Annotated in this window: 26 protein-coding genes; 22 read left to right on the forward strand and 4 right to left on the reverse strand. The window is 53.6% G+C overall.

Annotation, left to right across the window (positions count from 1 at the left end):
* The first annotated feature begins 15 nt into the window (after nt 1-15).
* From sdhA to AB8B76_RS05295, 9 genes are all read left to right on the forward strand, one after another.
* Nucleotides 16-1779 carry a succinate dehydrogenase flavoprotein subunit gene (sdhA, locus tag AB8B76_RS05255; protein WP_405270956.1) on the forward strand — a complete coding sequence of 588 codons (1764 nt, stop codon included), beginning with the start codon at nt 16-18 and terminating at the stop codon, nt 1777-1779.
* 35 nt (nt 1780-1814) lie between these two features.
* Nucleotides 1815-2522: a succinate dehydrogenase iron-sulfur subunit gene (locus AB8B76_RS05260; protein ID WP_405270957.1), complete on the forward strand. Its 708-nt coding sequence runs from the start codon at nt 1815-1817 to the stop codon at nt 2520-2522.
* A 206-nt stretch (nt 2523-2728) separates the two neighbouring features.
* Nucleotides 2729-5584, forward strand: a complete 2856-nt coding sequence (locus AB8B76_RS05265; RefSeq protein WP_405270958.1) for a 2-oxoglutarate dehydrogenase E1 component — start codon at nt 2729-2731, stop codon at nt 5582-5584.
* A gap of 23 nt (nt 5585-5607) precedes the next feature.
* A complete protein-coding gene (odhB, locus tag AB8B76_RS05270; protein WP_405270960.1) occupies nt 5608-6822 on the forward strand; it encodes a 2-oxoglutarate dehydrogenase complex dihydrolipoyllysine-residue succinyltransferase in 1215 nt (404 codons plus the stop codon).
* A 42-nt stretch (nt 6823-6864) separates the two neighbouring features.
* Entirely contained in the window at nt 6865-8301 is a 1437-nt protein-coding gene (gene lpdA / locus AB8B76_RS05275; RefSeq protein WP_405270962.1) for a dihydrolipoyl dehydrogenase, read from the forward strand.
* A gap of 98 nt (nt 8302-8399) precedes the next feature.
* Entirely contained in the window at nt 8400-9569 is a 1170-nt protein-coding gene (sucC, locus tag AB8B76_RS05280) for an ADP-forming succinate--CoA ligase subunit beta (RefSeq protein ID WP_405270964.1), read from the forward strand.
* Nucleotides 9569-10441, forward strand: a complete 873-nt coding sequence (gene sucD, locus AB8B76_RS05285; protein WP_405270966.1) for a succinate--CoA ligase subunit alpha — start codon at nt 9569-9571, stop codon at nt 10439-10441. The genes sucC and sucD overlap by 1 nt, the downstream gene beginning before the upstream one ends.
* A 140-nt stretch (nt 10442-10581) precedes the next feature.
* Nucleotides 10582-12504 carry a molecular chaperone HtpG gene (gene htpG, locus AB8B76_RS05290; RefSeq protein WP_405270967.1) on the forward strand — a complete coding sequence of 641 codons (1923 nt, stop codon included), beginning with the start codon at nt 10582-10584 and terminating at the stop codon, nt 12502-12504.
* A 57-nt stretch (nt 12505-12561) separates the two neighbouring features.
* Nucleotides 12562-13116, forward strand: a complete 555-nt coding sequence (locus AB8B76_RS05295) for a DUF4892 domain-containing protein (RefSeq protein ID WP_405270968.1) — start codon at nt 12562-12564, stop codon at nt 13114-13116.
* Nucleotides 13117-13147: 31 nt separating this feature from the next.
* Here the strand turns inward: AB8B76_RS05295 and folE are convergent, their stop codons facing one another.
* Nucleotides 13148-13693, reverse strand: a complete 546-nt coding sequence (gene folE, locus AB8B76_RS05300) for a GTP cyclohydrolase I FolE (protein WP_405270969.1) — start codon at nt 13691-13693, stop codon at nt 13148-13150.
* A 34-nt stretch (nt 13694-13727) separates the two neighbouring features.
* On the opposite strand from folE, the gene prmB reads away from it, so the two are divergent.
* From prmB to AB8B76_RS05315, 3 genes are all read left to right on the forward strand, one after another.
* Nucleotides 13728-14687 (forward strand): 50S ribosomal protein L3 N(5)-glutamine methyltransferase, encoded by a 960-nt coding sequence (gene prmB, locus AB8B76_RS05305; RefSeq protein ID WP_405270970.1) that lies wholly within the window; start codon nt 13728-13730, stop codon nt 14685-14687.
* A 94-nt stretch (nt 14688-14781) separates the two neighbouring features.
* On the forward strand, nt 14782-15888 hold the full coding sequence (gene aroC / locus AB8B76_RS05310; protein WP_405270971.1) for a chorismate synthase: 1107 nt from the start codon (nt 14782-14784) through the stop codon (nt 15886-15888).
* Nucleotides 15885-16100 carry a hypothetical protein gene (locus AB8B76_RS05315; RefSeq protein WP_405270972.1) on the forward strand — a complete coding sequence of 72 codons (216 nt, stop codon included), beginning with the start codon at nt 15885-15887 and terminating at the stop codon, nt 16098-16100. Before aroC ends, AB8B76_RS05315 begins: the two co-directional genes overlap by 4 nt.
* On the opposite strand, the gene AB8B76_RS05320 is transcribed toward AB8B76_RS05315, so the two are convergent.
* On the reverse strand, nt 16097-16615 hold the full coding sequence (locus AB8B76_RS05320; protein WP_405270973.1) for a glycine cleavage system protein R: 519 nt from the start codon (nt 16613-16615) through the stop codon (nt 16097-16099). The two genes, AB8B76_RS05315 and AB8B76_RS05320, sit on opposite strands and share 4 nt — an antisense overlap.
* A gap of 73 nt (nt 16616-16688) precedes the next feature.
* On the opposite strand from AB8B76_RS05320, the gene AB8B76_RS05325 reads away from it, so the two are divergent.
* The 6 genes from AB8B76_RS05325 (at nt 16689) to AB8B76_RS05350 (ending at nt 20522) form a co-directional block, all read left to right on the forward strand.
* A complete protein-coding gene (locus AB8B76_RS05325; protein ID WP_405270974.1) occupies nt 16689-17504 on the forward strand; it encodes a class I SAM-dependent methyltransferase in 816 nt (271 codons plus the stop codon).
* Between the two features lies 1 nt (nt 17505).
* Nucleotides 17506-17760 carry a YheU family protein gene (locus tag AB8B76_RS05330; protein ID WP_405270975.1) on the forward strand — a complete coding sequence of 85 codons (255 nt, stop codon included), beginning with the start codon at nt 17506-17508 and terminating at the stop codon, nt 17758-17760.
* 40 nt (nt 17761-17800) lie between these two features.
* Nucleotides 17801-18040 (forward strand): sulfurtransferase TusA, encoded by a 240-nt coding sequence (gene tusA, locus AB8B76_RS05335; RefSeq protein WP_405270976.1) that lies wholly within the window; start codon nt 17801-17803, stop codon nt 18038-18040.
* On the forward strand, nt 18006-18572 hold the full coding sequence (locus AB8B76_RS05340; RefSeq protein WP_405270977.1) for an elongation factor P hydroxylase: 567 nt from the start codon (nt 18006-18008) through the stop codon (nt 18570-18572). Before tusA ends, AB8B76_RS05340 begins: the two co-directional genes overlap by 35 nt.
* Nucleotides 18569-19711 carry a 4-phosphoerythronate dehydrogenase gene (locus AB8B76_RS05345; protein ID WP_405270978.1) on the forward strand — a complete coding sequence of 381 codons (1143 nt, stop codon included), beginning with the start codon at nt 18569-18571 and terminating at the stop codon, nt 19709-19711. The genes AB8B76_RS05340 and AB8B76_RS05345 overlap by 4 nt, the downstream gene beginning before the upstream one ends.
* 76 nt (nt 19712-19787) lie before the next feature.
* The gene (locus AB8B76_RS05350) at nt 19788-20522 is read left to right on the forward strand and encodes a hypothetical protein (protein ID WP_405270979.1); all 735 of its coding nucleotides are present in this window, start codon (nt 19788-19790) and stop codon (nt 20520-20522) included.
* A 440-nt stretch (nt 20523-20962) separates the two neighbouring features.
* On the opposite strand, the gene AB8B76_RS05355 is transcribed toward AB8B76_RS05350, so the two are convergent.
* On the reverse strand, nt 20963-21736 hold the full coding sequence (locus AB8B76_RS05355) for a hypothetical protein (RefSeq protein ID WP_405270980.1): 774 nt from the start codon (nt 21734-21736) through the stop codon (nt 20963-20965).
* A gap of 345 nt (nt 21737-22081) precedes the next feature.
* Between AB8B76_RS05355 and AB8B76_RS05360 the strand changes: the two genes are divergently transcribed.
* Nucleotides 22082-22615 carry a RidA family protein gene (locus AB8B76_RS05360; RefSeq protein ID WP_405270981.1) on the forward strand — a complete coding sequence of 178 codons (534 nt, stop codon included), beginning with the start codon at nt 22082-22084 and terminating at the stop codon, nt 22613-22615.
* Nucleotides 22616-22771: 156 nt separating this feature from the next.
* Nucleotides 22772-23260 (forward strand): hypothetical protein, encoded by a 489-nt coding sequence (locus tag AB8B76_RS05365; protein ID WP_405270982.1) that lies wholly within the window; start codon nt 22772-22774, stop codon nt 23258-23260.
* A gap of 149 nt (nt 23261-23409) precedes the next feature.
* Here the strand turns inward: AB8B76_RS05365 and AB8B76_RS05370 are convergent, their stop codons facing one another.
* Nucleotides 23410-24900, reverse strand: a complete 1491-nt coding sequence (locus tag AB8B76_RS05370; RefSeq protein ID WP_405270983.1) for an amidohydrolase family protein — start codon at nt 24898-24900, stop codon at nt 23410-23412.
* Nucleotides 24901-25557: 657 nt separating this feature from the next.
* On the opposite strand from AB8B76_RS05370, the gene AB8B76_RS05375 reads away from it, so the two are divergent.
* A complete protein-coding gene (locus tag AB8B76_RS05375) occupies nt 25558-25923 on the forward strand; it encodes a hypothetical protein (RefSeq protein ID WP_405270984.1) in 366 nt (121 codons plus the stop codon).
* A 187-nt stretch (nt 25924-26110) separates the two neighbouring features.
* Nucleotides 26111-26782, forward strand: a complete 672-nt coding sequence (locus tag AB8B76_RS05380; protein WP_405270985.1) for a hypothetical protein — start codon at nt 26111-26113, stop codon at nt 26780-26782.
* Nucleotides 26783-26970: the final 188 nt, after the last annotated feature.

The raw sequence follows: 26970 nt of genomic DNA on the forward strand, positions 1-26970 counted from the left end.
GGAGCATAAGTACGAATGCGCACAATTTCTTTTGATGGTGTGATTGTCGGTGGCGGCGGTGCGGGTATGCGCGCTGCGCTGCAACTCGCCCAGTCTGGCTATAAGACGGCGGTAATCAGCAAGGTCTTTCCTACACGTTCGCACACAGTGTCTGCCCAGGGCGGCATCACTTGCGCGATCGCCAGCTCGGATCCGCAGGATGATTGGCGTTGGCACATGTATGACACGGTGAAGGGCTCCGATTACATCGGTGACCAGGACGCCATTGAATACATGACATCAGTGGGCCCCGAAGCCATCTACGAGCTTGAGCACATGGGCTTGCCGTTCTCTCGAACCGAGGACGGGCGCATTTACCAGCGACCTTTTGGCGGGCAGTCAAAAGATTTTGGTAAAGGCGGCCAGGCTGCACGAACCTGCGCGGCGGCTGATCGTACGGGCCACGCGCTGCTGCACACGCTTTATCAGAACAACGTGAAGAACAAGACAGTGTTCTTTAATGAGTGGTTTGCAACCGACCTGGTGAAAAACCAGGACGGAGTGGTCGTCGGCGTTATCGCTATCTGTATTGAGACCGGTGAAGTCGTATATGTGAAGTCCAAAGCCACGGTATTCGCCACGGGTGGAGCAGGGCGTATTTATGCCTCCACCACTAATGCCCACATCAACACCGGCGATGGTATCGGCATGGCCTTGCGAGCGGGTTTCCCCATGCAGGACATGGAGATGTGGCAGTTCCACCCCACAGGAATCTATGGTGCGGGCACGCTGGTCACCGAGGGTTGTCGTGGAGAAGGCGGCTACCTCGTCAATAAAGACGGCGAGCGTTTCATGGAGCGCTACGCGCCGAACGCTAAAGATCTGGCCGGACGCGATGTTGTTGCCCGTTCGATGGTTCTTGAGATTCTCGAAGGTCGCGGCTGTGGGCCCGACGCGGATCACGTGTTCCTCAAGCTCGATCATCTTGGCGAAGAAGTTCTGGAGAGTCGCTTGCCCGGTATTCTCGAGCTGTCGCGAACGTTTGCCCATGCAGATCCAGTAAAAGAACCTATTCCCGTGGTGCCGACCTGCCATTACATGATGGGTGGAATCCCCACCAACGTGAACGGTCAGGCGCTGACCATTGACGCGCAGGGTCAGGATCACGTGATTCCCGGGCTTTACGCCTGTGGTGAGGCTGCCTGCGTATCTGTCCACGGTGCCAACCGTCTCGGCGGAAACTCGCTTCTTGATCTGGTGGTCTTTGGTCGGGCAGCCGGCCTGTTTATCGAAGAGTCTCTGCGCTCTGGTATCGAAGCTCGTGACGCATTGCCCACAGATATTGAAGAAGCGAACCAGCGTTTGACCAAGCTCGATGAAGCTCCCGTTGGAGAGAGCGTGGCTGGTCTGCGTAAAGAGCTTCAGGGTGTCATGCAGAATCACTTCGGTGTATTCCGTAAGGGCGACTTTATGCGCGACGGCATTAAGCTCCTTGAAGAGCTGCGCCCGAGAATTGAAAGCGTCGGTGTTGCCGATAAAACTCAGGCGTTCAATACCGCGCGTATCGAAGCCCTTGAGCTGCAGAACCTCTTTGAAGTGGCGGAGGCTACGGCCGTACCCGCTGAAGCTCGTACTGAAAGTCGCGGAGCTCATGCCCGTGATGACTATCAGGAACGTGATGATGAGAACTGGTTGTGCCACTCCTTGTACTTCCCCAAGGACAAGAGTGTTGGCAAGCGTGATGTGAACTTCGCGCCCAAGATTATGGACGTGATGGAGCCGATGGCTCGCAGTTATTGATCCCCTAGGGGAACGAACGAAACGGAGTTTTTTGCATGTTGCAGGTCAGTGTATATCGCTACAACCCGGAGCAGGACGCTGAGCCGTCCATGCAGACTTTTGAAGTCGATACCGGCGGCAAAGATGTAATGGTTCTTGATGTGCTTGAAGATATTAAAGCGCAGCAAGACACCTCTGTAACCTACCGGCGTTCTTGCCGGGAGGGTGTCTGCGGGTCCGACGGCCTGAACATGAACGGTAAGAACGGACTGGCATGTATTACGCCATTGTCCGAAACCGTGAAGAACAACAAGCTTGTGATAAGGCCTTTGCCCGGGCTACCGGTTATTCGCGATCTGGTTGTGGATATGAGCATGTTCTACACCCAGTACGAAAAAGTGCAGCCTTACTTGCAGAACGATACCCCTGCGCCAGCCATCGAGAGGCTTCAGTCGCCCGAAGACCGCGCCAAGCTCGACGGATTGTACGAGTGCATTCTTTGCGCCTGCTGTTCTACAAGCTGCCCCTCTTTCTGGTGGAACCCCGACCGCTTCATCGGCCCAGCGGGCTTGTTGCAGTCCTATCGATTCCTCGCTGACAGCCGCGATACCGCGACTGAAGAGCGTCTTTCAAAGCTCGACGACCCCTTCAGTGTTTTCCGGTGCCACGGTATTCAGAACTGCGTAAATGTGTGCCCCAAGGGCCTTAACCCCACACGCGCTATCGGCCATATTCGCAGTATGTTGCTTAAACAAGCTGCCTAGGCTCCCTGCGGTGGATTTTTAGCGAAAAGTCCACCCATTTCTCGGCTTTACACCTTCTAGACCTCTCGCTTTGCTGGCATAATTGCGCCACCGCGCTGTCCGGACACGGAGAGCGCCCGCGGGGCCGGGGGGACCGTGGAAACAATATGCCCCGGCACGCACGGTCGTAGTCCTAACTTCTGTGCGTTGATCTTCTGGGGGGAAGAATGCAAGAAAACTCTATGGAGTTGTTTCGCCGCAGCTCGCACATCGCGGGTGGCAACGCCACCTACGTCGAAGACCTCTATGAAAGCTATCTCATTGATCCCAATGCCGTGCCTGAGCAGTGGCGGGATTACTTTGATCGGCTGCCACGGGTCGAGACCAAAACTTCCCTGATTGACGATGTGCCGCATAGCGCGGTACGAGAGCGTTTTGCTCGCATCAGCAAAATGCGAGTACGCACAGAAGCGACCGTTGCCCACGACAGCCAGGCGACTAAACACGAGCGCAAGCAGGTCAAGGTGTTGGCGCTGATTTCTGCCTATCGCCAAAGGGGGCATCAGAAAGCCCAGCTTGACCCCTTGGGGCTGGCAGTGCGCGAGCACATTCCTGATCTGGAGCTCAACTTCCACGAGCTTTCCGTTGCTGACCTGGATACAAGCTTTCAGGTAGGTACGCTGAAGATGGGCGGCGCGGGATCCACGCTCAAAGACATCATTGAAGCTCTGGAGCGCACCTACTGCCACACCGTTGGTGCTGAGTTCATGCACATTGTGGATACGGAGCAGCGGCAGTGGATTATGTCGCGCATGGAGTCCGTGCGATCTGCTCCTGATTTTGGGCCAGATGTGCAGCGACAGATTCTCCGTCGATTGATTAAAGCCGATGGTTTGGAAAAATCTTTGGGTTCCAAATTTCCGGGCACAAAACGCTTTGGTCTCGAGGGTGGTGAGAGTCTTATTCCCATGCTCGCGGAGATGATGCAGCGCATTGGTGGGTACGGCGCCAAAGAAATCGTTATTGGTATGGCCCACCGTGGTCGCCTGAATGTACTTGTAAATATTCTCGGTAAGAATCCATCCGAGTTGTTTGCGGAATTCGAAGGTCGCGCAACCTACGAGAGTTCCGGTGACGTGAAGTACCACCAGGGGTTTTCATCGAACATGATGACCTCCGGAGGCGAGGTTCACTTGGCTCTGGCGTTCAACCCGTCGCACCTTGAGATTGTATCGCCGGTGGTTGAGGGCTCGGTCAGAGCGCGTCAGGATCGCCGTGATGATCCTGTGGGTCAAACCGTGTGGCCTATCGTTCTCCACGGTGACGCAGCCTTTGCTGGTCAGGGCGTAGTCATGGAGACGTTTCAAATGTCTCAGACTCGTGCCTACAAGACCGGTGGCACGGTGCATATTGTTCTAAATAATCAGGTGGGCTTCACTACCAGTCTGCGTGAGGACTCCCGATCCACTGAGTACTGCACCGACGTAGCCAAGATGGTTCAGGCGCCAATTTTTCACGTCAACGCCGACGATCCTGAAGCCGTGCTTTTTGTCACTCAGATGGCTATTGATTATCGCAACGAGTTCAAACGAGACGTGGTTGTTGATCTCGTTTGTTACCGCCGCCGGGGCCACAACGAAGCGGACGAGCCAGCGGTAACGCAACCGCAAATGTATGAGGCAATTCGCAAGCATCCCACGACGCGGGATATTTACGCTCGACGCCTGATAGAGGCCGGAGTGCTTACCGAGGCTGAAGATCAGGCGTTAGTCGATGGCTATCGGAGTTCCCTGGACAGGAATGAGCCCTTGGTGTCCAGCCTGGTGCATGAGCCCAACAGCGAGCTGTTTGTTGATTGGACTCCATACCTGGGTCACGAGTGGACCCTACACTGTGACACCGGGATGGATTTGCACCATCTGCAAACACTGGCGCAGCACACTAATCAGTCGCCTGATGGTTTTCCTCTGCAGCGTCAGGTCGCGAAGATCCTGGAAGATCGTCGCAAGATGGCTGCCGGTGCATTGCCACTTAACTGGGGCTTTGCAGAAACGCTGGCCTATGCGTCTTTGCTCGAAGCGGGATATCCGGTTCGGCTAACAGGTCAGGACGTAGGTCGCGGTACTTTCTCTCACCGTCACGCCGTACTCCATAACCAACGCGATGATGCGAACTACGTTCCCCTGCAGCATGTTAGTGAAGATCAGGCTGATTTTGTTATTCACGATTCGCTCCTTTCTGAGGAGGCCGTTTTAGCCTTTGAATACGGCTACGCGACAACGGCTCCTACAGGAATGGTTATCTGGGAAGCGCAGTTCGGTGACTTCGCGAATGGTGCTCAGGTGGTTATCGATCAGTTCATCACCAGCGGTGAGCATAAGTGGAGTCGGCTCTGTGGACTGACCATGCTCCTGCCCCACGGTTACGAGGGGCAGGGCCCAGAACACAGTTCTGCACGTCTCGAACGCTTCATGCAGCTTTGTGCAGAGCACAATATTCAGGTTTGCGTGCCGACCACGCCGTCACAGGTGTACCACATGCTGCGTCGCCAGGGCATCCGTCCACTGCGAAAGCCCTTGGTTGTCATGTCGCCGAAGAGCCTCCTGCGCCATAAAGAGGCAACATCCACTTTGGAGGATCTGGCGAACGGTCGCTTCTACAATGTGCTCGATGAAACTGATGACCTCGATAAGTCAGCAGTAGAGCGAGTCGTTGTGTGCTCAGGCAAGGTGTTTTACGACCTGCGTGCGGCACGCAGGGAGCGTGGCATAGATAACATTGCGCTCATTCGCCTCGAGCAGTTATACCCATTCCCCGAAGCGGAAATGCTGAAGGTCCTCAGCGGGTACCCCAATTTACGTGATGCTCTGTGGTGTCAGGAAGAGCCTATGAATCAGGGCGCCTGGTACTCCAGTCAGCATCATTTGCGTCGCGTATTCGCGTCGCTTAACGGCAATATCTATCTTGGTTACGCTGGACGCGAAGCGTCGGCGGCACCTGCCGCGGGCTATATGGCCCTTCACCTTGAGCAGCAGGAGGCCTTTATTAATCAGGCACTGACGCTCGAAAGCGATAACGGCTAACAGCTTCTCTACAAGGAAAACTCATGGCTATCCAAATTAAAGCTCCCGCATTCCCTGAATCCGTCGCAGACGGTGAGGTCGCTGCCTGGCACAAGGAAGAGGGCGACTCGGTTCAGCGAGACGAACTCATTGTCGAGATTGAGACCGACAAGGTTGTGATGGAGGTGGTTGCTCCTGCTGATGGAGTGATTCAGAAAATTCACGCGGCTGTTGGCGAGACGATCGAAAGTGAAGCCCTGCTGGCGGATCTGGAAGAGGGTGCAGTGGCGGCCTCTCCCGCCGCCGACAGTGCTCCAGAGACTGCGTCAGCCGATGCAGCGCCTGCTGCAACCGACAGTAGCTCTGAAATGGGCCCGGCTGCCCGGCAGATGGTAGAAGAGCACAAGCTCGATCCATCGCTGATTACCGGTACGGGGAAAGGCGGCCGTATCACTAAAGAAGACGTTACGGCCTACATCAAGGACAAGCCTGCGGCTGCACCCGTTGCTGCCAGTAGTGCCGCTGTCGCTGATGTGCCTAGTGGCCCATCGAGTGAGCGCGTCGAGAAGCGTGTGCCTATGACTCGCATGCGTGCGCGTATTGCGGAGCGACTTTTAGAGGCGACGACTTCTACTGCGATGCTAACTACCTTTAACGAAGTCAACATGGCTCCGGTAATGGCGCTTCGTAAGAAGTATAAAGATCAGTTTGAAAAGACCCACAACGGCACGCGTCTTGGCTTTATGGGCTTTTTTGTGAAGGCGGCCTGTGAGGCCTTAAAACGTTACCCCGCAGTCAACGCATCTATAGACGGCAACGACGTGGTGTATCACGGTTATCAGGATATCGGCGTTGCAGTATCTACCGATGGTGGTCTCGTGGTGCCTGTGCTCCGTGATGCGGACTTTATGAGTCTTGCAGATGTCGAGGCGGCGATTGTCGACTTGGGTACTCGTGCCAAGGCAAACAAACTGACCATAGATGATATGACGGGCGGTACGTTTACCGTGACCAATGGGGGAGTATTTGGTTCCTTGCTAAGTACACCCATACTCAATCCGCCTCAAACAGGCATCCTGGGAATGCACAAAATTCAGGAGCGCCCCATGGTCGTTGACGGCGAAGTTGTCGTGCTGCCAATGATGTACCTGGCGTTGTCTTATGATCATCGGTTAATCGACGGCAAGACTGCCGTGCAGTATCTCGTTGCGGTGAAAGATCTCATCGAAGATCCTGCGCGAATTTTGCTGCAACTCTGATTACCCGACGACACCCTTATTCAGCCAGACGGAGATTTCACGATGGCAGAAAGTTTTGATGTAGTAGTTATTGGTTCGGGGCCTGCCGGTTACGTGGCGGCGATTCGAGCTGCGCAGTTAGGTTTAAGCACCGCAGTCGTAGAAGAGTGGACCGACGAGAACGGCGCTGCGACCCTCGGTGGAACATGCCTGAATGTGGGTTGTATCCCTTCAAAGGCCCTTCTTGATTCAAGTCAGAAGTTCCATGATGCGAAGGACACGTTTTCGGTACACGGTATTGGTGTAGAAAACCCGAGTATTGATGTTCCGGCAATGCTGGGCAGAAAAGATAAGATCGTTAAGCAGTTAACCAGTGGTGTCACTGGGTTGTTTAAACACAATGGCGTGTCTGTGATTCAAGGACGCGGCAAAGTTCTGGCGGGCGCAAACGTTGAAGTCACCGCCGCTGATGGTACGGTCTCCACGGTTGAAGCTGGCAATGTGATCATTGCCGCCGGTTCTGAGCCGGTGAAAATTCCGCCCGCACCAGTAGACGACGAGTTTATCGTTGACTCCACCGGCGCGTTGGAATTTACCGAAGTGCCCGGTCGCTTGGGTGTTATTGGCGCTGGGGTTATTGGTCTTGAGCTGGGAAGTGTTTGGAGCCGTCTCGGTTCCGAAGTCATTCTTCTGGAAGCTTTAGACGAATTTCTCGCCATGATGGATAGCCAGATTGCCAAAGAAGCAGCCAAGATCTTCAAGAAGCAGTCTCTGGATATTCGTCTGAGCAGCCGCGTTACCGATGCTACGGTTAAAGACGGCAAAGTGCACGTTCGCTACGATTCCCCTGAGGGAGAACACACAGAAATCTTTGACAAGTTGATTGTGTCCGTGGGGCGTCGACCTAGAACCGTTGATTTGCTGGCAGACGACTCTGGCGTGACCATGGACGAGCGAGGCTTCATCTTCGTCAATGACCAGTGCGCTACCGAGGCACCTAATGTATTTGCGGTAGGTGACGTCGTTCGCGGTCCTATGCTTGCGCACAAAGGCTCTGAAGAAGGCGTGATGGTCGCTGAGCGGATCGCTGGCAAGCCTGCGCAGGTTAACTACGACTGCATTCCGTCGATCATCTACACACACCCAGAGATCGCTGCGGTAGGCCGGACAGAGCAAGAGCTGAAATCAGACGGCGTACCCTACAAAGCGGGAACTTTTCCCTTTGCAGCGTCGGGAAGGGCGCTGGCTGCCAATGATTCAGAGGGCTTGGTGAAAATCATCTCGCATGCCGAGACAGACCGGATTCTGGGTTGCCACATTGTGGGCCCCTCGGCCGCAGACCTTGCCCAGCAAGTGTTGATCGCAATGGAATTTGGTTCGAGCACGGAGGATCTGGCACTGATGGTGTTTGGTCATCCGACTTTATCTGAGGCAGTTCACGAGGCGGCGTTAGCCGTCGATGGGCACGCGATTCACGTAGCGAACCGTAAACGCCGCTAAGAATTTGGCGCCCCGACCTGTGTCGGGGCGTCAGTAAAATCGCTCTGGACAAGGGGTCCGGTGCGCAATCGTTTCCTTGAACACTAACGGGACTTCACATGAATCTTCATGAATACCAAGGTAAGCGGCTCTTCGCCGAATATGGCTTGCCGGTTTCCACGGGTCACGCAGTTGACTCTCCTCAGGCCGCAGTTGAAGCGGCAGATCTTATTGGCGGCGACATGTGGGTCGTTAAGGCTCAGGTTCATGCTGGTGGCCGAGGTAAGGCGGGGGGCGTAAAGCTCGTCAAAACTAAGGACGAGATCGCGGAATTCACCAGCCACTGGTTGGGCAAAAACCTGGTCACTTATCAAACGGATGCCAATGGTCAGCCCGTATCGAAGATTCTTGTTGAGTCTTGTACGGATATCGCCGACGAGCTGTATCTGGGTGCGGTAGTCGATCGTTCTTCACGGCGTATCGTGTTTATGGCTTCCACTGAGGGCGGCGTAGAAATTGAGAAAGTGGCTGAAGAGACGCCAGAGAAGATACTCCGCGCGGTAATCGATCCATTGACCGGTGCTCAGCCTTATCAGGGTCGCGAGCTGGCTTTCAATCTCGGCCTGAAGGGTGAGCAGATTAAGCAGTTTGTAAAAATCTTTCTGGGCCTTGCGAAGATGTTTCAAGAGAAGGATCTCGCCCTTATTGAGATTAATCCGCTGGTAATCACTACAGAGGGCAATCTGCATTGCCTGGACGCCAAGATTGGTGTCGATGGCAACGCACTCTACCGTCAGGGTGACCTTCGCGAAATGCATGATCCGTCACAGGAAGACGAGCGAGAGTCCCATGCAGCACAGTGGGAGCTTAACTACGTTGCTCTGGACGGCAACATTGGCTGCATGGTCAATGGAGCGGGTCTTGCGATGGGCACCATGGACATTGTTAAGTTGCACGGCGGCGATCCGGCCAACTTCCTGGACGTTGGGGGCGGCGCTACGAAAGAGCGAGTGTCTGAGGCGTTCAAGATCATCCTCTCAGATGACAAAGTGAAAGCCGTTCTGATCAACATCTTTGGCGGCATCGTTCGCTGCGACCTCATCGCTGAGGGCGTTATCGGCGCAGTCGAAGAGATCGGAGTAGAAGTTCCCGTGGTTGTTCGTCTCGAGGGGAACAACGCTGAGCTGGGACGTAAGGTCTTGGCAGACAGTGGTTTAAATATTATTGCGGCGACCAGTCTGACGGACGCGGCACAGCAGGCAGTTAAAGCAGCAGGAGGCAATTCCTAATGAGTATCCTGATTAATAAGGACACCAAGGTAATCTGCCAGGGCTTTACTGGCTCGCAGGGTACTTTTCACTCAGAGCAAGCGATTGAGTACGGCACGAAGATGGTCGGCGGTGTTACGCCGGGCAAGGGCGGCCAAGAGCACTTGGGTCTTCCCGTGTTTAACACCGTTGCCGAAGCCGTTGAGGCGACTGGCGCAGAAGCGTCGGTAATCTACGTACCTGCACCATTTTGTAAGGATTCCATTCTTGAAGCAGCCAATGGCGGTATCAAGCTGGTGGTATGTATCACGGAAGGGATTCCTACTCTGGATATGCTCGAAGCGAAGGTCAAGTGCGATGAGCTGGGTGTGCGGCTCGTAGGGCCAAACTGTCCGGGCGTTATCACGCCCGGCGAATGTAAAATCGGCATCATGCCCGGGCACATCCACCTACCGGGCAAAGTCGGTATCGTATCCCGTTCAGGCACACTCACTTACGAGGCGGTAAAACAGACCTCCGATGCTGGCTTTGGTCAGTCAACCTGTGTGGGAATTGGTGGCGACCCCATTCCTGGTTCTAACTTCATTGATATCCTCGCAATGTTTGAGGCAGATCCTGCAACCGAGGCGATCGTAATGATCGGTGAGATTGGCGGAACAGCGGAAGAAGAGGCTGCGGCCTACATCAAAGCGAACGTATCTAAGCCTGTTGTGTCTTATATTGCAGGCGTTACCGCGCCTAAGGGTAAGCGTATGGGGCACGCCGGGGCGATTATCTCCGGTGGTAAAGGCACCGCTGATGAGAAGTTTGCAGCTCTGGAAGATGCCGGGGTGAAAACCGTGCGCTCTCTTGCCGACATTGGTTCAGGACTCGCTGAAATCACCGGTTGGTAATGCTGTAACCGGCACGCTAAGAACCCGCTGTTATCGGCGGGTTTTTTTATGCCTGCCGGATAGCTTGAGGCTTGAATTTAGCGCTTTGGCCCCCATATCACTGCCCATACCTACGTCACCCTAAGTATTCAGAGGACACCATGACTGCAGATATGAATAAAGAAACCCTGGGGTTCCAGACAGAAGCTCGTCAGCTGCTACAGCTAATGATTCACTCTCTGTACTCGAACAAAGAGATATTTCTTCGGGAGCTCATCTCCAACGCCTCGGACGCTGTGGACAAGCTTCGATTTGCCGCGTTATCTGACGATGCGCTACTGGAAGGCGACGGTGAATACGCGGTACGAGTGGACGTCGATGCAGACGCGGGCACTGTAACTATTAGCGATAACGGTATCGGCATGAGCCGCGACGAAGTTATCGACAACCTCGGGACCATAGCGAAATCCGGCACCGCCGCTTTTCTCGAGCAGTTGTCTGGAGACCAGCAGAAGGATTCTCAGTTAATCGGCCAGTTTGGCGTTGGATTTTACTCGTCTTTTATCGTTGCTGACCGCGTTGCTGTGCATACTCGTAAAGCCGGTGTTCCTGCCAGTGAAGGTGTGCTGTGGGAGTCTCAAGGCGAAGCAGAGTTCACCATTGAGGCACAAGATAAGGCTGAGCGCGGAACAAGCATCACCCTGTTCTTGCGCGAAGACAGCAAAGATTTTGCAGATGATTGGCGCGTTCGCAGCGTAATCAAAAAGTACTCAGACCACATCTCGGTGCCGGTCTTGATGAAAGAGACACCGCCACCCGCTGCAGAGAGCGCAGAAGAAGATAACGCGGAGCCAGTAGAGCCAGAGTACAAGTCGGTCAATGAAGCCACGGCACTTTGGACGCGAAGCCGCAGTGAAGTTACGGACGAGGAGTACGGGGAGTTCTACAAACACGTTTCTCACGATTTTGAAGATCCTTTGAGTTGGAGCCACAACCGGGTCGAGGGAAAGCTGGAGTACACGAGTCTGCTATACATTCCAGCCCGTGCGCCTTTTGATATGTGGAATCGTGATGCCAATCTTGGAGTTAAGCTCTACGTACAGCGCACTTTCATCATGGATGATGCCGAGCAATTTTTGCCCATGTATCTGCGCTTCGTAAAAGGCGTGCTCGATTCCAACGATCTCTCTCTGAACGTGTCTCGCGAGATTCTCCAGCAAGACAAGACGGTTGATGCCTTGCGTAGCGCGCTGAGTAAGCGTGTGCTGGACATGCTGTCCAAGATGGCCAAGAACGATGCAGAGAAGTACGCGACTTTTTGGAAGGAATTTGGACAGGTACTGAAAGAAGGCCCTGCAGAAGATATGGGCAATAAGGACAAGATTGCCGAGCTGCTGCGTTTTAGTAGTACACACACCGATGATGAAGCGCAGGATCAGTCTCTCAAAGACTACGTTGAGCGTATGCAGGACGGCCAGGACAAGATCTTTTATGTGGTCGCCGAGAACTTCAATACCGCAAAGCGCAGCCCTCAGCTTGAGGTATTTCGAAAGCGCGGCATTGAGGTCCTGCTGCTCTCAGATCGTGTCGATGACTGGCTCATGAATCATCTTCAGGAGTTTGACGGCAAACAGCTGCAAGACGTGGCTCGTGGTCGCCTTGACCTCGAGGACGAGAATGAAGAAGAGAAAAAGGCCAGGGAAGAAGCGGAGAAAGACAGCGAAGGCTTGGTCGAGCGTTTGAAAACGGTTATTGCGGACGACGTTGAAGAGGTTCGCGTAACCACACGTCTCACCAACTCACCGGCCTGTTTGGTGGTGGGTGAGCAGGACATGGGCGCACAGATGCGACGCATTATGGAGGCAGCGGGGCAAGCTGTTCCCGAATCAAAGCCTATCCTTGAGATCAATCCAACGCATCCGCTTATCAATCGACTGGATGCGGAAACCGATGAAGATCGCTTTGCAGATTTGGCCAAGATTATCTTTGATCAGGCTAACCTTGCGGAGGGTGGTCAGCTGGGTGATCCCGCAGCTTATGTCGAGCGTTTGAACAACCTGCTTCTGCAGTTGAGCAACGGGTAAGCTGCGCATTGCCGGTTGCCCTGCATGTTGTGGGGCAATTGGCGTTATAGTCTAACTATGGGCTTTCGCAAAACAACCGTCGTTCTCATCGCTCTCTGTGGGTTCAGCACTCAGCTGCTATCCGCCGATAACTCACCGCTCACGGACTACTTTGTGGGTCTGAGTAATTATCCTCATCTTGAAGAAATAGATGCCCTGTCGGGGGAGAGCGTCCGGGACTATCTCGTACCCTTAGGCGCGATCGAGAAGATACGGGGTGTCTGGTCGCCGAGGCGAAGTGAGCGCGTCACCGGGGAGCGAACTAGCTATACCTGGCGTGTGCAAGACGGTTATACCTCCGCAGAAATGGTGCAAGAGCTGGATGGGCGTGTGGCGAGCCAAGAGGGCGTGACCCAATCTTTCAGCTGCGAGGCTCGCGCTTGCGGTAGCAGCGTGCAATGGGCTAACAGAATCTTTCAGCAACGCCTGCTCTACGGGACGGAAGTCTCACAGCGCTATCGCGTTTACACCCTGGAACAGGGCGGGCACAGCTATCGACTGTTAGTCTATGGTTCTGCACGCAGTAGCGATCGGCAGTATCTGCACCTAGAGTCGATAAAGCTGTCTCCCTAATCTATTGAAGTAGGCATCTGCCGCGCATGTTCTAGGGTAGCTGTAAAAGTGATAGAAACTCGTCCCGGGTTTTTTGATCCTCCCGAAAGCTTCCTAGCATTGCTGAGGTTTTCATCTGGGAGTTTTGCTTTTCGACACCGCGCATCATCATGCACATATGCTGTGCTTCCACGATGACACCTACGCCCTCTGCGTCAGTGACATCCAGAATAGTTTCCGCAATCTGTGACGTCAGTGATTCCTGAATTTGGAGACGTCGCGCGTACATGTCTACAAGGCGGGCTATCTTGGAAAGGCCAATGACTTTGCCTGTGGGTATATACGCCACATGGCACTTTCCGATAAATGGCAGCATGTGGTGCTCGCACATGGAATACATCTCTATATTCTGAACGACGACCATTTCGTTGCTGTCGGAGGGGAACAGCGCGTCATTTACAACGTCTTTAACGTTTTGATGATAGCCTCTGGTCAAAAATTCAAAAGCTTTCGCGGCGCGCTTAGGTGTGTCTTTTAGACCCGGACGATCCAGGTCCTCACCGATGCCTGCGATAATGCCCGCCCAATGGGATTCCATGTCTTGAGTTACTCAGATTTGAAGGAGAATAAAGATGGTAGCAACCTCCTCAGGGCGCAGCAACGAGACGTTTCTTAGCGACTATGCTCTGAGCGAGCAGGTGCCGGCAACGCTGGGTGATGCTCTTGATCAAACGTATTCAGCTTTGCAAAAAGCCGAGGTATTTTTTGGTCACGGTAGCGACAGCGCCTGGGACGAAGCCGTGTTCTTACTGCTTAGCGCGGTGGGGCAGCCTTTGGACTCTGGCGATGAAGTACTCGCTTTATCAGTAGCGGGCGATAGCTGGGAAAAGGTCCTTGGTTGGTTGCATGCGCGGATCATCCTGCGTCGTCCGCTACCCTATTTGACGGGCCAGGCCTGGTTTGCCGGCATGGAGTTTAAGTGCGACGAGCGCGCCTTGGTTCCCCGGTCACCGATCGCGGAAGTTATCCGCAATGGATACGCCCCCTGGTGGACAGGCGACGGACCGAAATCCTTGCTTGATTTGTGCTGCGGAGGAGGTTGTATCGGTATCGCTGCGGCCGCCTATCAGGAAGATCTGCAAGTTGTGATTGCAGACATTGATACCGACGCCCTGTCCTTGGCGAGAGAGAATATTGGGATCCACGAACTCACTGGGCGAGTCACTGCCGTGCAGTCAGATCTAATGGATGAGCTTGCTGGGCAGCGCTTCGATATTATTTTGACTAATCCGCCCTATGTGGACGCGGCGGATCTCGCGTCAATGCCGGCGGAATTCCAGGCGGAACCTCCTCAAGGCCTTGGATCTGGCGAAGACGGCCTCGATATGGCCCGAAGGATCCTTCGGGAAGCTGGCGAGCATCTGACAAAGCGAGGACTGCTGTTTCTCGAAGTAGGGAACTCCTGGGAGGCCCTTGATGCGGAGCTCTCCGGACTGTCCTTAACGTGGATCGAGTTTAGTGAAGGTGGCCATGGAGTGCTTTTAGTTCGAGCAGAGGAGCTACCAGAGATTGTTCAAGCTCTGGCCAGATAGAGCTTAGTCCAGTACACATATGTGTAGCCCTTGCGCTCTGCAGAGCGCCAAACAACGCGTATAATCGCGGTTTTGCAAAATCCTCGGAAGTATTATGGCAGGCAACACCTTCGGCACGCTGTTTACCGTGACGACCTTTGGCGAGAGCCATGGCCCCGCTCTGGGCGCGATCGTAGACGGTTGTCCGCCGGGGCTTCCCCTTGATAGTGCTGATATGCAGCCGGATCTGGATCGACGTAAACCCGGCACTTCTCGCTTTACCACACAGCGACGAGAGTCCGATGAAGTGCGCATTTTGTCGGGTGTTTTTGAGGGCGTCACCACGGGAACACCTATTGGGCTATTAATCGAGAATCAGGATCAGCGCAGTCGCGATTACGCAGACATTGCGGATCGTATCCGTCCCGCCCACGCCGACTACAGCTACATGCACAAGTTTGGTTTTCGGGACTATCGCGGAGGCGGTCGCTCTTCAGCCCGCGAGACAGCGATGCGGGTGGCCGCTGGTGCAATCGCCAAGAAGTTTCTCGCAGGGCAGGGCATTCGTATTCGCGGATACCTTCAGCAGCTCGGACCGATAGCGGCAGAAGTGCTTGATTGGAGCGTGGTCGAAACAAATCCATTCTTTTGTCCTGACCCCGCCAAGATTCCTGAAATGGAAACCTATATGGCTGCACTGAATAAGAGCGGCGACTCAATCGGCGCTCGAATCAACGTAGTTGCGGAAGGCGTGCCCCCGGGACTGGGAGAGCCCATCTTTGATCGCCTGGATGCGGACATAGCGTCAGCAATGATGAGTATCAATGCGGTAAAAGCCGTGGAGATTGGCGCGGGTTTTGACAGTGTCGAGCATCGCGGCAGCGAGCATCGCGACCTAATGACCCCCGAGGGTTTTCTCAGCAATAATGCGGGTGGCGTTCTTGGCGGCATTAGTAGTGGTCAAGACATCACCGTGAGCATGGCTCTAAAGCCGACCTCGAGCATTCGACAGCCCGGCGCGAGCATTAATCATGCAGGAGAGCCCATCGAGGTGGTGACTACCGGGCGCCATGATCCATGTGTTGGTATTCGCGCGACACCTATCGCTGAAGCGATGTTGGCACTGGTTCTCATGGACCACTTTTTGCGTAACCGGGCGCAAAACGGCGATGTAGAATCGCCTACGCCTGTACTGCCTGCAGAGGTTACACAGAACTCGTGAAGTTCCCGTTTTGGCGGCGTTCCCTAGCGAGAACCACCTTTTTGGGTGTGGCGGCGCTGGGTGTTTTGTTGTGGGCCGCCTCGACGCAGCTCGGTTTAGGCGTAAACAGCCTCGTGGCGCAGTTGCTGGTTCTGCTGCTGGCGATGCTGTTGCTTATTGGATTCGCAGCCCTGGTAGCTGTTCTGTTCGGATTGCTACGTCGGCGACGTTAGTCCGGAATAAGATCGATTTCCAGAGTCATGGTGTCTGCCATGGCATCAAGTTTCCACTCAAGCTCGTCCAGGCGGCTATCCTCATGGAGCTCAATGCTTGCTTCTGCACGAAAAAGCGGCTCACCACTCATAGGCGCAGTTTCAACGGCCGTTTTCATCGAGCGTACGTTAAAGCCGGCGCTGCGTAGGGCCCGCGTTAACTCGCGTACGATTCCCGGACGATCGGGTCCCATAAGTGTCAGACGCTGCGTCGCCAGAGGCGCATTTGAGGCGTCGCCAGCATCCGTAAGACGGGCGATAATGCCTACGCTAGCTAAGTCCTTGAGTGCGCTTTTTAGAGGCTCGTATTGCGTCTGGGGTATCTGTGCTTGCAGGACGCCGGCAAAACGTCCTCCAAGACGACTCAGTTGTGAGTCCAGCCAGTTGCCGTCATGATCTGAGATCAATGCGCTCAGCTGTTCGATTACGCCGGGACGGTCGTCGCAAAAAAAACTGATCAAAACGCGGGTCGTCACTGGGTGGTGCTCCACTTTGGTCGATTCAGCGCGTATATTACCTCGTGATTTCATTTACCAAAGGAGTTTATCTGTGCAAAAGCTTACGGCTCTCATCTCTAGTTTAGTTCTCGCTCCGGCGCTGCTCATCGCAACACCGGCGTCGGCGGCACTCGATTGGGACACCGCCCTTAACGGAAAGCAGCGCAGTGAGAAGAATGCTGCTCGGGATGCATTTCGGCACCCGCGGGAAACCCTTGAGTTTTTTGGAATCCAGGAGGATATGACGGTCGTGGAACTATCGCCAGGCGGCGGATGGTATACGGAGGTTCTGGCGCCGCTCCTGAAAGAAAAGGGCAGCTATTACGCTGCACATAACAGCCCCAATGGTGGTGCATATTCTCGACGATCTCTGGGTTCGTACTTGAAGAAGCTAGGTGAGGACAACGACACCTACGGCAATGTCACCGTGACCACACTTGGGTCCGCAGACTCCGTAGTTATAGCTCCGGCAGGAACTGCGGACATGGTGCTGGCCTTTAGAAATGTGCATAGCTGGATGCGTGGCGATACTCTGGCGAACACACTGATTGTTGCCTACGACGCACTAAAAGACGGCGGGGTTTTCGGCGTCGTACAGCACCGTGCCAAAGACGGGCGTGATCCGGAACGGATGAAGGCCACAGGCTATGTCAGCGAGGATTACATAATTGCTGCCGCGCGTAGTGTGGGCTTTGAGCTGGATGCTCGCTCTGATGTGAATGCCAATCCTAAAGACACCGGTGACTACGCAGATGGTGTATGGGAGCTTCCTCCATCTTTGAGTACTGCTGACGAAAACAAAGAAGCACACATGGCGATTGGCGAAAGTGATCGCATGACTTTGAAGTTCGTTAAGCCGGCGAGCTGATTTGGCAGATTTTGTCAGGGTCCCTGTTGAGCGCGTCCCCGAGGAGCAGTTGCATGCGCTCCTTGAGGAATACGCCAGCAGGGATGGCACCGACTACGGGGCTGAAGAAACCAGCATGGATGTTCGCGTTGCCCGCCTACTGAAGCAGATGCACAGCGGCAAAGTACAGCTTTTGTTTGATGTGGATTCCGAGCAATGGGATATCCTGCCAGCCGATGACGCTGAACGTTTGTTAGGCAACTTCGACGCGCCCTAGCGTCGTGCCGGACGGTCATGAACACTTTGGTGTTATTTCAATGAATACACAAGAAACTACGGTTACCTTGGATGCTCGCGGTCTTAACTGTCCCGAGCCGGTAATGCTTCTTCACAAAGCTGTAGCCGAGCTTTCGCCGGGACAGCGTCTGTTGGTCATTGCGACAGACCCGACCACCCAGCGAGACATTCCCCAGTTTTGCCGATTTCTCGGACATGAGCTTGAGCTAAGCGAAGAACAGAACGATGAATTCCGCTATACCCTTATCAAAGGCGCTTGAAGCCCAGCAGATAATCGAGATCTTTAATGATCTTTTTCTTGTAAGCCAGGATACATGCCTGAAAGGTGGCGCCATGGAGCCACTCTACGAGCCTGCTAGGGCGGACTCTCCAGCATGTATCTATTTTCGCGAGGATTTTGCGTCCAGTGCACTGCATGAGATAGCTCACTGGTGTATCGCTGGAGCCGCTCGCCGGAAGCAAGTCGACTACGGATATTGGTACAACCCCGATGGGCGCGATAGCGAGGCCCAACAGGCCTTCTTAAACGCTGAAGCAAGGCCACAGGCTCTAGAGTGGTGCTTTGCGCGATCGTCGGGAATTCGGTTTAGGTTGAGCATGGACAACCTCGACGCGCCTGTGGATGCAGAGGCGACTAGCAAATTCGCAATTGCCGTCGTGACACAAGCCAGGAACTTTGTAGCTAAAGGACTCCCCCAAAGGGCAGAGAAGGTGTTTGATGCCCTCGCTGCATACAACGGTTTGGGTGTTTCTTTAGAGGCGCTGGAGTTCGCGATCGAGGATTTACGGTGATCCGGGTTCTTGCAGACCAGAATATGGTGGGCTTGGATCTTCTGCCGAGTAACGAGCTAGATATTCGCACTCTGCCCGGACGCAGCATTTCAACCGCTGATCTTGAAGGGGTGGATGCTCTTTGGGTGCGTTCTGTTACGCCGGTGACCCAAGCGCTCGTGCAAAACAGTCAATTACGGTTTGTAGGCACTGCGACCGCCGGGGTCGAGCATATCGATCAGGACGCGCTCGCAGCCCAAGGGATTAGCTTTGCTGCAGCGCCGGGTGCCAATGCCAATTCCGTTGTCGAATACGTTCTGGCGGCGTTGGCGGAGCTTCATGAGCCATGGGAGCTCCTGGAGGAGGGCGATACGCTCGGCATTGTCGGTCACGGCCACGTGGGTCGCTTGCTGACACAGGTAGCTAAGGATCTCGGGTGGCATGTAAAAGTGCATGATCCCTGGCTTGCTGACAAAGACGTGGAGGGAGATTGGGCGTCACTGCAAGAGATACTCGATTGTCGGGTGATTAGTTTGCATTGCTCTTTGCACAAGCAGTCACCTTGGCCTAGCTACCATTTGATTGACGCGGCCGCTTTGGCTGTACTGGATAGTAGCCAGTGGCTGATTAACGCCGCGCGTGGGGCTGTCATCGATAATCGAGCCTTGCTAGAGCATCTCCAGCGGAAAAACCCCGTCAACTGCGTGCTTGATGTGTGGGAGGGCGAACCAGAATGTGATTGGGCACTGCTTGCCATGCCATCGCTCAAACTGGCAAGCGCTCATATCGCTGGCTACAGCTGGGACGCCAAGTGGAAGGCGACAAAGATGCTGTATGAAACCCTCCGCAATAAGCAGTTAGTCGAGAGCCCAATCCAGATTGATGAGAACGCTGTGGTAGACCTGGCTCCGTTGCATGGGGTCGGATGCAGCGCCGCGCGCGAGCTCATACGGCAGCGCTATGCAATCGGTGAAGATGACCTGTTGTTCAGAAACCTAGACAAACTGCCGGCCGCCGAGCGTGCCGCAGGTTTTGATGCGCTGCGCAGGGGGTATCGAAAGCGTGAAGAGCTGCGAGGAACTCGATTACCCCTAGTGAGAGACGAGGTAAGTCCGGAGCTTGGACGGGTGGCGCGGGCTTTAGGGGTTGTTGCGGGCTAACATTGCCGGGGCAGGTTTTCTCAGTGATACGCAGCAGAGGTCGACAACTAATGGCGCTTCAGTCAGGCTCATATTCATGAGGTCACTAGCTCTTAACAGACTTCTGATTTGGCCAGCTTCGGCTTGGTGCACCACAGTGCTGCTCGGCATTGCTGTCCCGGCGGTTGTGCTGCTGACGCTCTGGGATGGAGCATCTTCTCCTCAGGCGTTAAGCAGCGGTCCTATATTCACCCTGGGTCTTATGGGCGTTGGCATCATAGCGGCAGCTACAGCGGGACGCTTTGGCCTTGCGGTCGTTTTGGCGTTGATGAATGTAGCGTTCTTGCTGTTATTAGCACTAGCGCTGGGTATGCCAGTGCTTACACATCCGCTATCAACCGCCTTGGCTATGGTGATCGCAAGCGTCAGTTTCTCCGCGCGAGGCGCGCTGTTTTCGGTAACGCTAGCTCAGCGAGGATGGTTGATGGCCTTGTTTGTTGTTGCTGGCGAGGCATCAGTGTTGTTCATAGCCTCGGTGTTCCCGGGCACGCTACCCGATTGGTTCCTGGCGCTTCTTCCTGCTCAGTGGGCAAGCATTGCAATCAACGTGTCACTCACAGCGACTGATATGTTGGCGGCATTGCCGGTTTTGATCGCGCTGGCTGGCACGGCGGTGACAACTTTGCTCGCGGCACGATTTTTTCTGCGTCGTTGGCCCTACCCACTGATGTTCACAGCGTGGCTGGGTCTGTCTGCGCTGGTGTATTTTTACTCTACTCCGACGATGCCAGATGCGGAGCCCACTTTTATTTCGGCCGCTGAGACGATTTAGCGTTCAGTCGACTGCAGGCGACGGAGCCTAAATCACGGCGGACCGGAGTGCTTCGCCGTCGAATCAGTCGATATCGACTTAATTTCAGCGAATCCCGGCTTGTGAGCAAGCTTAAAAGCATCCGCTATGGATCTGACTGGATGTGGCCTGTGTTTGGCGCTGAGCAGTGCTCACATACGACGATGCGTTGTTTGCGCAGAGGCTCGCATTTGCGATTATGGTACGTTTTATCAATTAGAATAGAGTCGCAATTGAACAACAGAACTTTCTCAGTCGGCCAACGGCCTCATCGACTTCATCGGCGATCCAGCCTTTCGATCTAGGCTGGCGTGAGTTGACTTCTGTGTTAACGATGCGCTTTCGCGAAGCTGGACTGAGTTTTAGGACGTTGGGCCCACGGAAGATAACTGGGTCGTTGGCATACATATATGTCAGCTATGTCAGCGCTCATTTTTTTTATAGTTTTCGCCCAGACTGACATCAAGTGCTGCGTTGAGATCGCTCCATGATTGCCGGATCGGATCGATGGCCATTTCAACCAAGCTAAACTGGAGCGTGACATTCTCACCGAACGCATTGCGAAACGCGGCGTTGGCGCGCATACCCGCCGTGTCGCATTCATAGTGGACATCATAAGGGTCAACTTCAAATTCTGTGGTTGTTACCGCCTGTGGTTCGACCCCCAATAGAATCACGTCCGGGAACGCACGCGACAGCAATGTGATTTTTGATCGAATCGATTCTTCGAAACCGGCTCCACTATGGACGAGGCTCGCCAATTTCGATACCTGTCGGACTATCCCTTCATCGCGTAAAAGTTTCGCCTCTCCGGTCGCGCGTAACTCTGAGATAACAGGGATCTCCGCGCGCCCGCCAAACAGTGGAAGATGACTGAACCCAATCGCCTGACATTCTTTGTCCGTTAGCTCCGTGCGTTCCGTCACACCAAAAATCACATGACGCGCCGAAATCAAGTTCTCCTGACGCTCATCGACAAAGAGCTCGCGCGTCGCTGCATCAAGGGTCCGTGTCGCTACGATCTCCTCGTGCAAACGCTCTAGTAGTGCCCGTTCTGAGCGCGCGTCACTGCGGGCGTTATTCCATTCCGTAATCTGAAAGGCGATAAGAATTCCAAATACAACAATAATGAAATCGAGGCTGACCGCGAACCAGTTCTGATCCTTAACGTGTTTTGTGATATTGCGTAGTAGCATTTGGGCCCCTAAGTCCAGAATAACTGGAGAATGAGGCAATCTTCCCAAATTGCATAGTTGTATGCCAAGAACCATCTGGAAACCGACGTAAAGGCCACGGATTATTTAGCGGGGCCAATGACAGCTAAGAGTGCTTAGCCGGTCTCGCGTCCTTGTTATTTTTTGTAGTCAAAATTTTTCAGAATAGGGGGGGGGGAGAAGCCAACCGATTGGCGGGTACACAAAAGCGCCAGCGCACCGATGTGGGTTAACAGACGGTTTGTCACTGTCCATGCAGCGTGCAGCTTGCAGATTATATGGCTCGTCCGTTAAGTTGCGGTTGAGAATTAATATGAAGAGCGGCGTATGAGAGCGAAAGAAGAAAAAGTCACAACGGGATTGCGTATTTCGAGCGGGCCTATGATGTTGAGTTCAGGGCTGCGCCAGTTGTGTTTGATTTTGCTGGCGTCTACGTTGGCATTGACGCTGGGTGCCCCGACTTTTTCAGCCGAGCCAGAATACTTCATGCTTAGGCCCGAGGTTGAGAAGGCTTACGGCTACACGCACGCAGTCCGGATTGGACATGAGGTAAAAGTGTCGGGTGCCGTAAGTATGGATTCTCAGGGTAACCCCACTGCGCTAGGGGATATGGCGGAGCAAATGAAGAACGTCTATGGGGATCTTGAGAAAATCCTTGCGCACTACGGATTGACCTTTGAGCACGTTATTGTCGAGAACGTCTTTACCACTGATATGGCGAGGTTTGTCGAGGTTTCTGGTGAGTTCCGAGCGGAGCTTTATGAGGGTCATTTTCCTACGGGTAGCTGGTTAGAGGTGAAGGGGCTGGCGTTGCCGGAATTTCTGATCGAAATCGAATTGGAAGCCTATTCGTCAGAGTGAAGATCCACGGCGACTTCTACAACTTAGTACTGTTTGTTTTCTCGTCGCTATCAGTAGTTGCGCAAGCATCTGGATTCTGATGATCTGGCACAGACTCGCCCCCGCGCAAGAGAAGCTACACTGTTCGTCTCCTGGCATTGAAAGGGATTCTTCTCTATGAGTACTCAAACAAAACTGCGCACTCTCACTGAGTTTGTGGGCGCAGTGAGTATTGTTCTCTCGCTGGTATTTGTAGGTCTCGAACTTCGCCATGCCAATAACGTAGCAGAGGCAGATTCCGTGCAGCAGATAAACGCTATGTACCTTGAGTTAAGCGTCGGAGCGCATCAGAACGCCGATTTGGTAAGGGCGATTGCAGAGGCTAACGATACGGACTTTCTATCGGTAGCTGCAGGTTTTCGGAACCTCTCTACATTGAACATTACTGAAACCGCATGGAAAAGCTTTGATCGTGGAATCTTGGAAGAAGAACACTATTTAGCGTATTTAACTGACGGCTGTACAACAGTCTTTCCTGACGGGGGCATGGAGGCGGTTCTTACGCCGCCGGGGTATCTCCCTTGGGCGGAGTACAAACGCAATCTAAGTAAAAGATTTGTAGATGCGTTTGAGGCGCACTGCCAGACTGAGTTTGAAAGAATATAGTCGCAGACTTGATGGATGGCCGAGACTGGCCGGCGAGAGCATTTAGGAAGCACTAGGGATAGCGGATTCCAAGAAAGCCGACCTCTCCGAGTTGGCGCGCCCTATCTAAATGTAAGCCGCAGCGGTCATATTGTGAGCATTTGCCGGGATCAGTCCGCGAACTGACGACGCATTATGGGGCTTCTTAAAAGCTGCCAAACCAGTTTCGGCGACAAGGAAAGATGGCTTGCATTCTTTTCTACGGTAGATCGCAGCTCTTTCAAATCTTCTCGATCGTAAACAACACCGGCGAGCACCACCGTGTGCACATCACGCACTGCGTCAATTTCTGAGAGCGGATTAGAATTGAGGAGCACGATGTCCGCTCTCGCGCCCGATCGAATCACCCCCGCTTTTCCCTCTAACCCCAAGAACTTTGCTGGCTCTCGCGTTGCGCTGCGGAGCGCATCCAAAGGCGAGAGCCCCGCGGCTACTAGGTGATTTAACTCATCAGCGAGGCTTAAGCCCGGAAATGCGAAGCTGTCGGGCGAATCGGTACCCGCCAGAACGGTAACGCCGGCGCGATGCGCTACTCCGGTCTGCGCTATGCCCAACTCGTAGATCGCCTGATAGCTCTCTGCCGATCCTCTTTTCGCCATACTGTCGGCATCGCCAAGCCACATCCTGCGTAGCAAATCTGGAATATAGCGCAGCCGGGAATCTGATCGATAAGACTCATTGGCGGCATAAGCGTCGAGCTTACGTGTGGTATGCGTTGGCACTAGCGCGACTTGATTTCGTCGCATGGCATTGTGAATACGTGAGCATCGCGCTGCGTCATGTTCTGTAACCATTCGCATACGTGCTTCGTCTGTATAGGCTTGAAAGAAATCATCTGCGTTTCTAATTTCATCGATGTCAGGATAACAGTCTAAAATCAACACCATGCCGTGTTCGAAGCTGCGCTGCCCTGCGTTTGCGGCCTCAATTGCAGTAACGGAAGTTGGTATATGCCCAGCAAGGTACAGGTTCGTTTGCTTAACGGCGTTGGCAAGGGCGAAGTAGGCATCTCTAGGTATGTTGTTGTAAGTCTTTAAGAAGTCGATGCCTCGCTTCTGATCATGCACCACACGGAGTCGAGCACCTTCTGAAGTCCCGGCACCCAACGCTGGAGCTAGCCCTGAGGGAATTTCGCTGCCTCCATTTATAGCGAGACTTGTAACCTGATCATATCGAGGCCCGATGTGGGTGCCTTCTTCCACTTTGCGCGTCCACTCACGTTTCTCTTGGGCGCAGGCGACCCAGGAATCATCACCATCAATACAGCCACCCATATCGCGAACAGCTGTGACACCCGAAGCGACGTACAGCGGATGGAATAGCACTGGCGACAGTTTTAAGCTATGCGTGTGCATGTCGAACATACCGGGTATTGCATATCGACCACTGCCGTCTACTACGAACTCGGAACCCGTTGGCTTGGCTCCCAAAGTAACAATTTGGCCTTCTCGTATTAGGATGCTCGAACCCTCGATCACTTCGCCCTGATCGACATCAACAATGGAAATATTGTCGATCAACACGAGTTCGTGGCTTTGGTTAGGCACAGGCGTGGCGATAGGCCACAAAACAGCGGCCCAAAGGATGAGTACGGCTGTCACAATCAAGATGCAAAAGGCTTTGAGGGGCGCCAAAAAAAGGCGCTTGAGAGTTCGCATTTGGAGAACGTAGCACTGAAGTCTTGGCCTTAGCTACGACAATTCGACAAAGCGAGAGCAGTTCGTGGCGAACGTCATCGGAGCGTACTATCCGGTGAGGATTCTAGGGCGCTCGGCTTAGGTTGGCTAAAGATCCACTGCTATGCGGAGGTGTACCTTTTCATCGTCAGTTTTCCAGGGTTCCTGTCTGGTACCTTCGTGATTAAGACGTTCTCACAGGGCAAGCTTCCTTTTGTCAGTTGATTGCCTCTGATTATCGACATGATGTATCCGTCGTCATCATGGAGAATTGAGCCGATGACTTTCAATTTCCTGACTCCACGAAAGCTTTCTTCGCCATGCAAGCTGTGGCTAAAGCCGTCGATGGGAGCCACTAACAGGACATCGATACGCCAGGCTCCCTGAGTACGTGAGCTGTTGGCCGACTGTGCCTATAAGCGGTTCTGAGATGCCTATAAAAGCATGACTGCTTTCTTGTCTGGCGAAAGATTCTCTTGAGATGTTTTAAGACATTGTCAGGGACCGCTTCCGCCTATTTTGAGACGTAGGTAAATCGGTATATCGTCACTCTGCCTTTAATCGATTGATGGAGAATGACGAATGACTGCAACAGAGCTTGTGCCGCACTATTGGAGTGCAGTCGAAAACGGCCTCAGCGTACTCACATTGTATATTTCTGTGTTCAGTGGCTTTGTCATAGCTGCGTATGTGGTGGGAGCTCGTCTCACATCGGTGCAGTGCGTCATAGCTACCGGCGCTTATATCGTGTTTGGTGGCTTTACCGTGTGGGGAACCACTGTATGGTTCAATGCAGCTTATGTAGTCGCAAAACAGTTGGAAGATAGCCGACCCGAATTGTTACCGATTGATGCAAACCCGGCGTATGTGTCTTTCGTCCTACTATTTGCTGGAATTTTGGGTGGCTTAAAATTTATGTGGGACGTCCGACACTCCAAATCTGAATAGACCACTGCGAGGTGTTAGCAGAAGTTACCTAGACGACCGCTTTCGCCTACTAGGGACAACGGTAGGCTGTTACTTTGAAGGTCCGCATTGTGCCCCTAGCAGATATCGCTTTATCTTCAGAGCTTCCTTGATTCTCTGTTAAATTCCTTCCATAAGACTTGATCTCTTACTTGGGAGCCTGAAAACCATGGGAAGCACACAAACCCTTCGCCGCCTCGCATTGGAATCAGTTGCGATAGTGGGCAGTATTCTCTTGGCATTCGCCATTGATGCGTGGTGGGCGAAATCCGAAGAAGCCGTTAAACGCGACGCCCTCATGCGCAATCTTAAGGCTGAAATTACAGCGAATATCCTTGCTTTGGAGCGCATCACACAAGCACAAACACTGCACGCTCAAAAGGTGTTGAGGTATGTCCGAATACTCAATGGTGCTGAGCCAAGTCCGCCCGTTGATGAGCTTGATACGCTGAAATACGCCATCATAATACATCCAACCTACCATCCTTCTTTTGGAGTTTTAGATGTATTGATCCAATCAGGGAGCTTAATCCTGCTGCAAAACCCAGAGCTCCAAGCAGAATTAGCAGACCTGAAGTCGTTTGTTAGCTATTACACAGATAACCAAGAAGCATTGGTTACTCTTACTGCTAGTGACGCTGCCAGGTACAACACCGGCTCTTATATTTACCCCTTTAGGCTGCCCGAGCGCGAAGACGGGAGCACCTCTCGCGGCCGAGATGAATTGGAAACGGCAATGAAGGTTGCTCAAACTGTCTATGGGTTTTATGTACAAACTTTAGAAGTGCAGGGCCAAGAGGTTCTCGCGAAGTTTAGAGAGGTGTACGATTTTATACCGTGACACATCCGTACTTTAGAGGCGTGGCTATGCCAGTGTGACATGTGCTGTCTCTAGCCTATTATGGCCAATCAATGCGCCTCAACCAGGCCCCACCTAATGACTGCTGCGACGCGAAAGCCGACTTCAAGGTGGAGCTGAGTTCCTGTTTTCGCAATGACCGCTCCTGACCGGAAGCAGCCATTAAACTC

The organism is Congregibacter sp. (genome assembly GCF_045107095.1).
Lineage (GTDB): Bacteria > Pseudomonadota > Gammaproteobacteria > Pseudomonadales > Halieaceae > Congregibacter.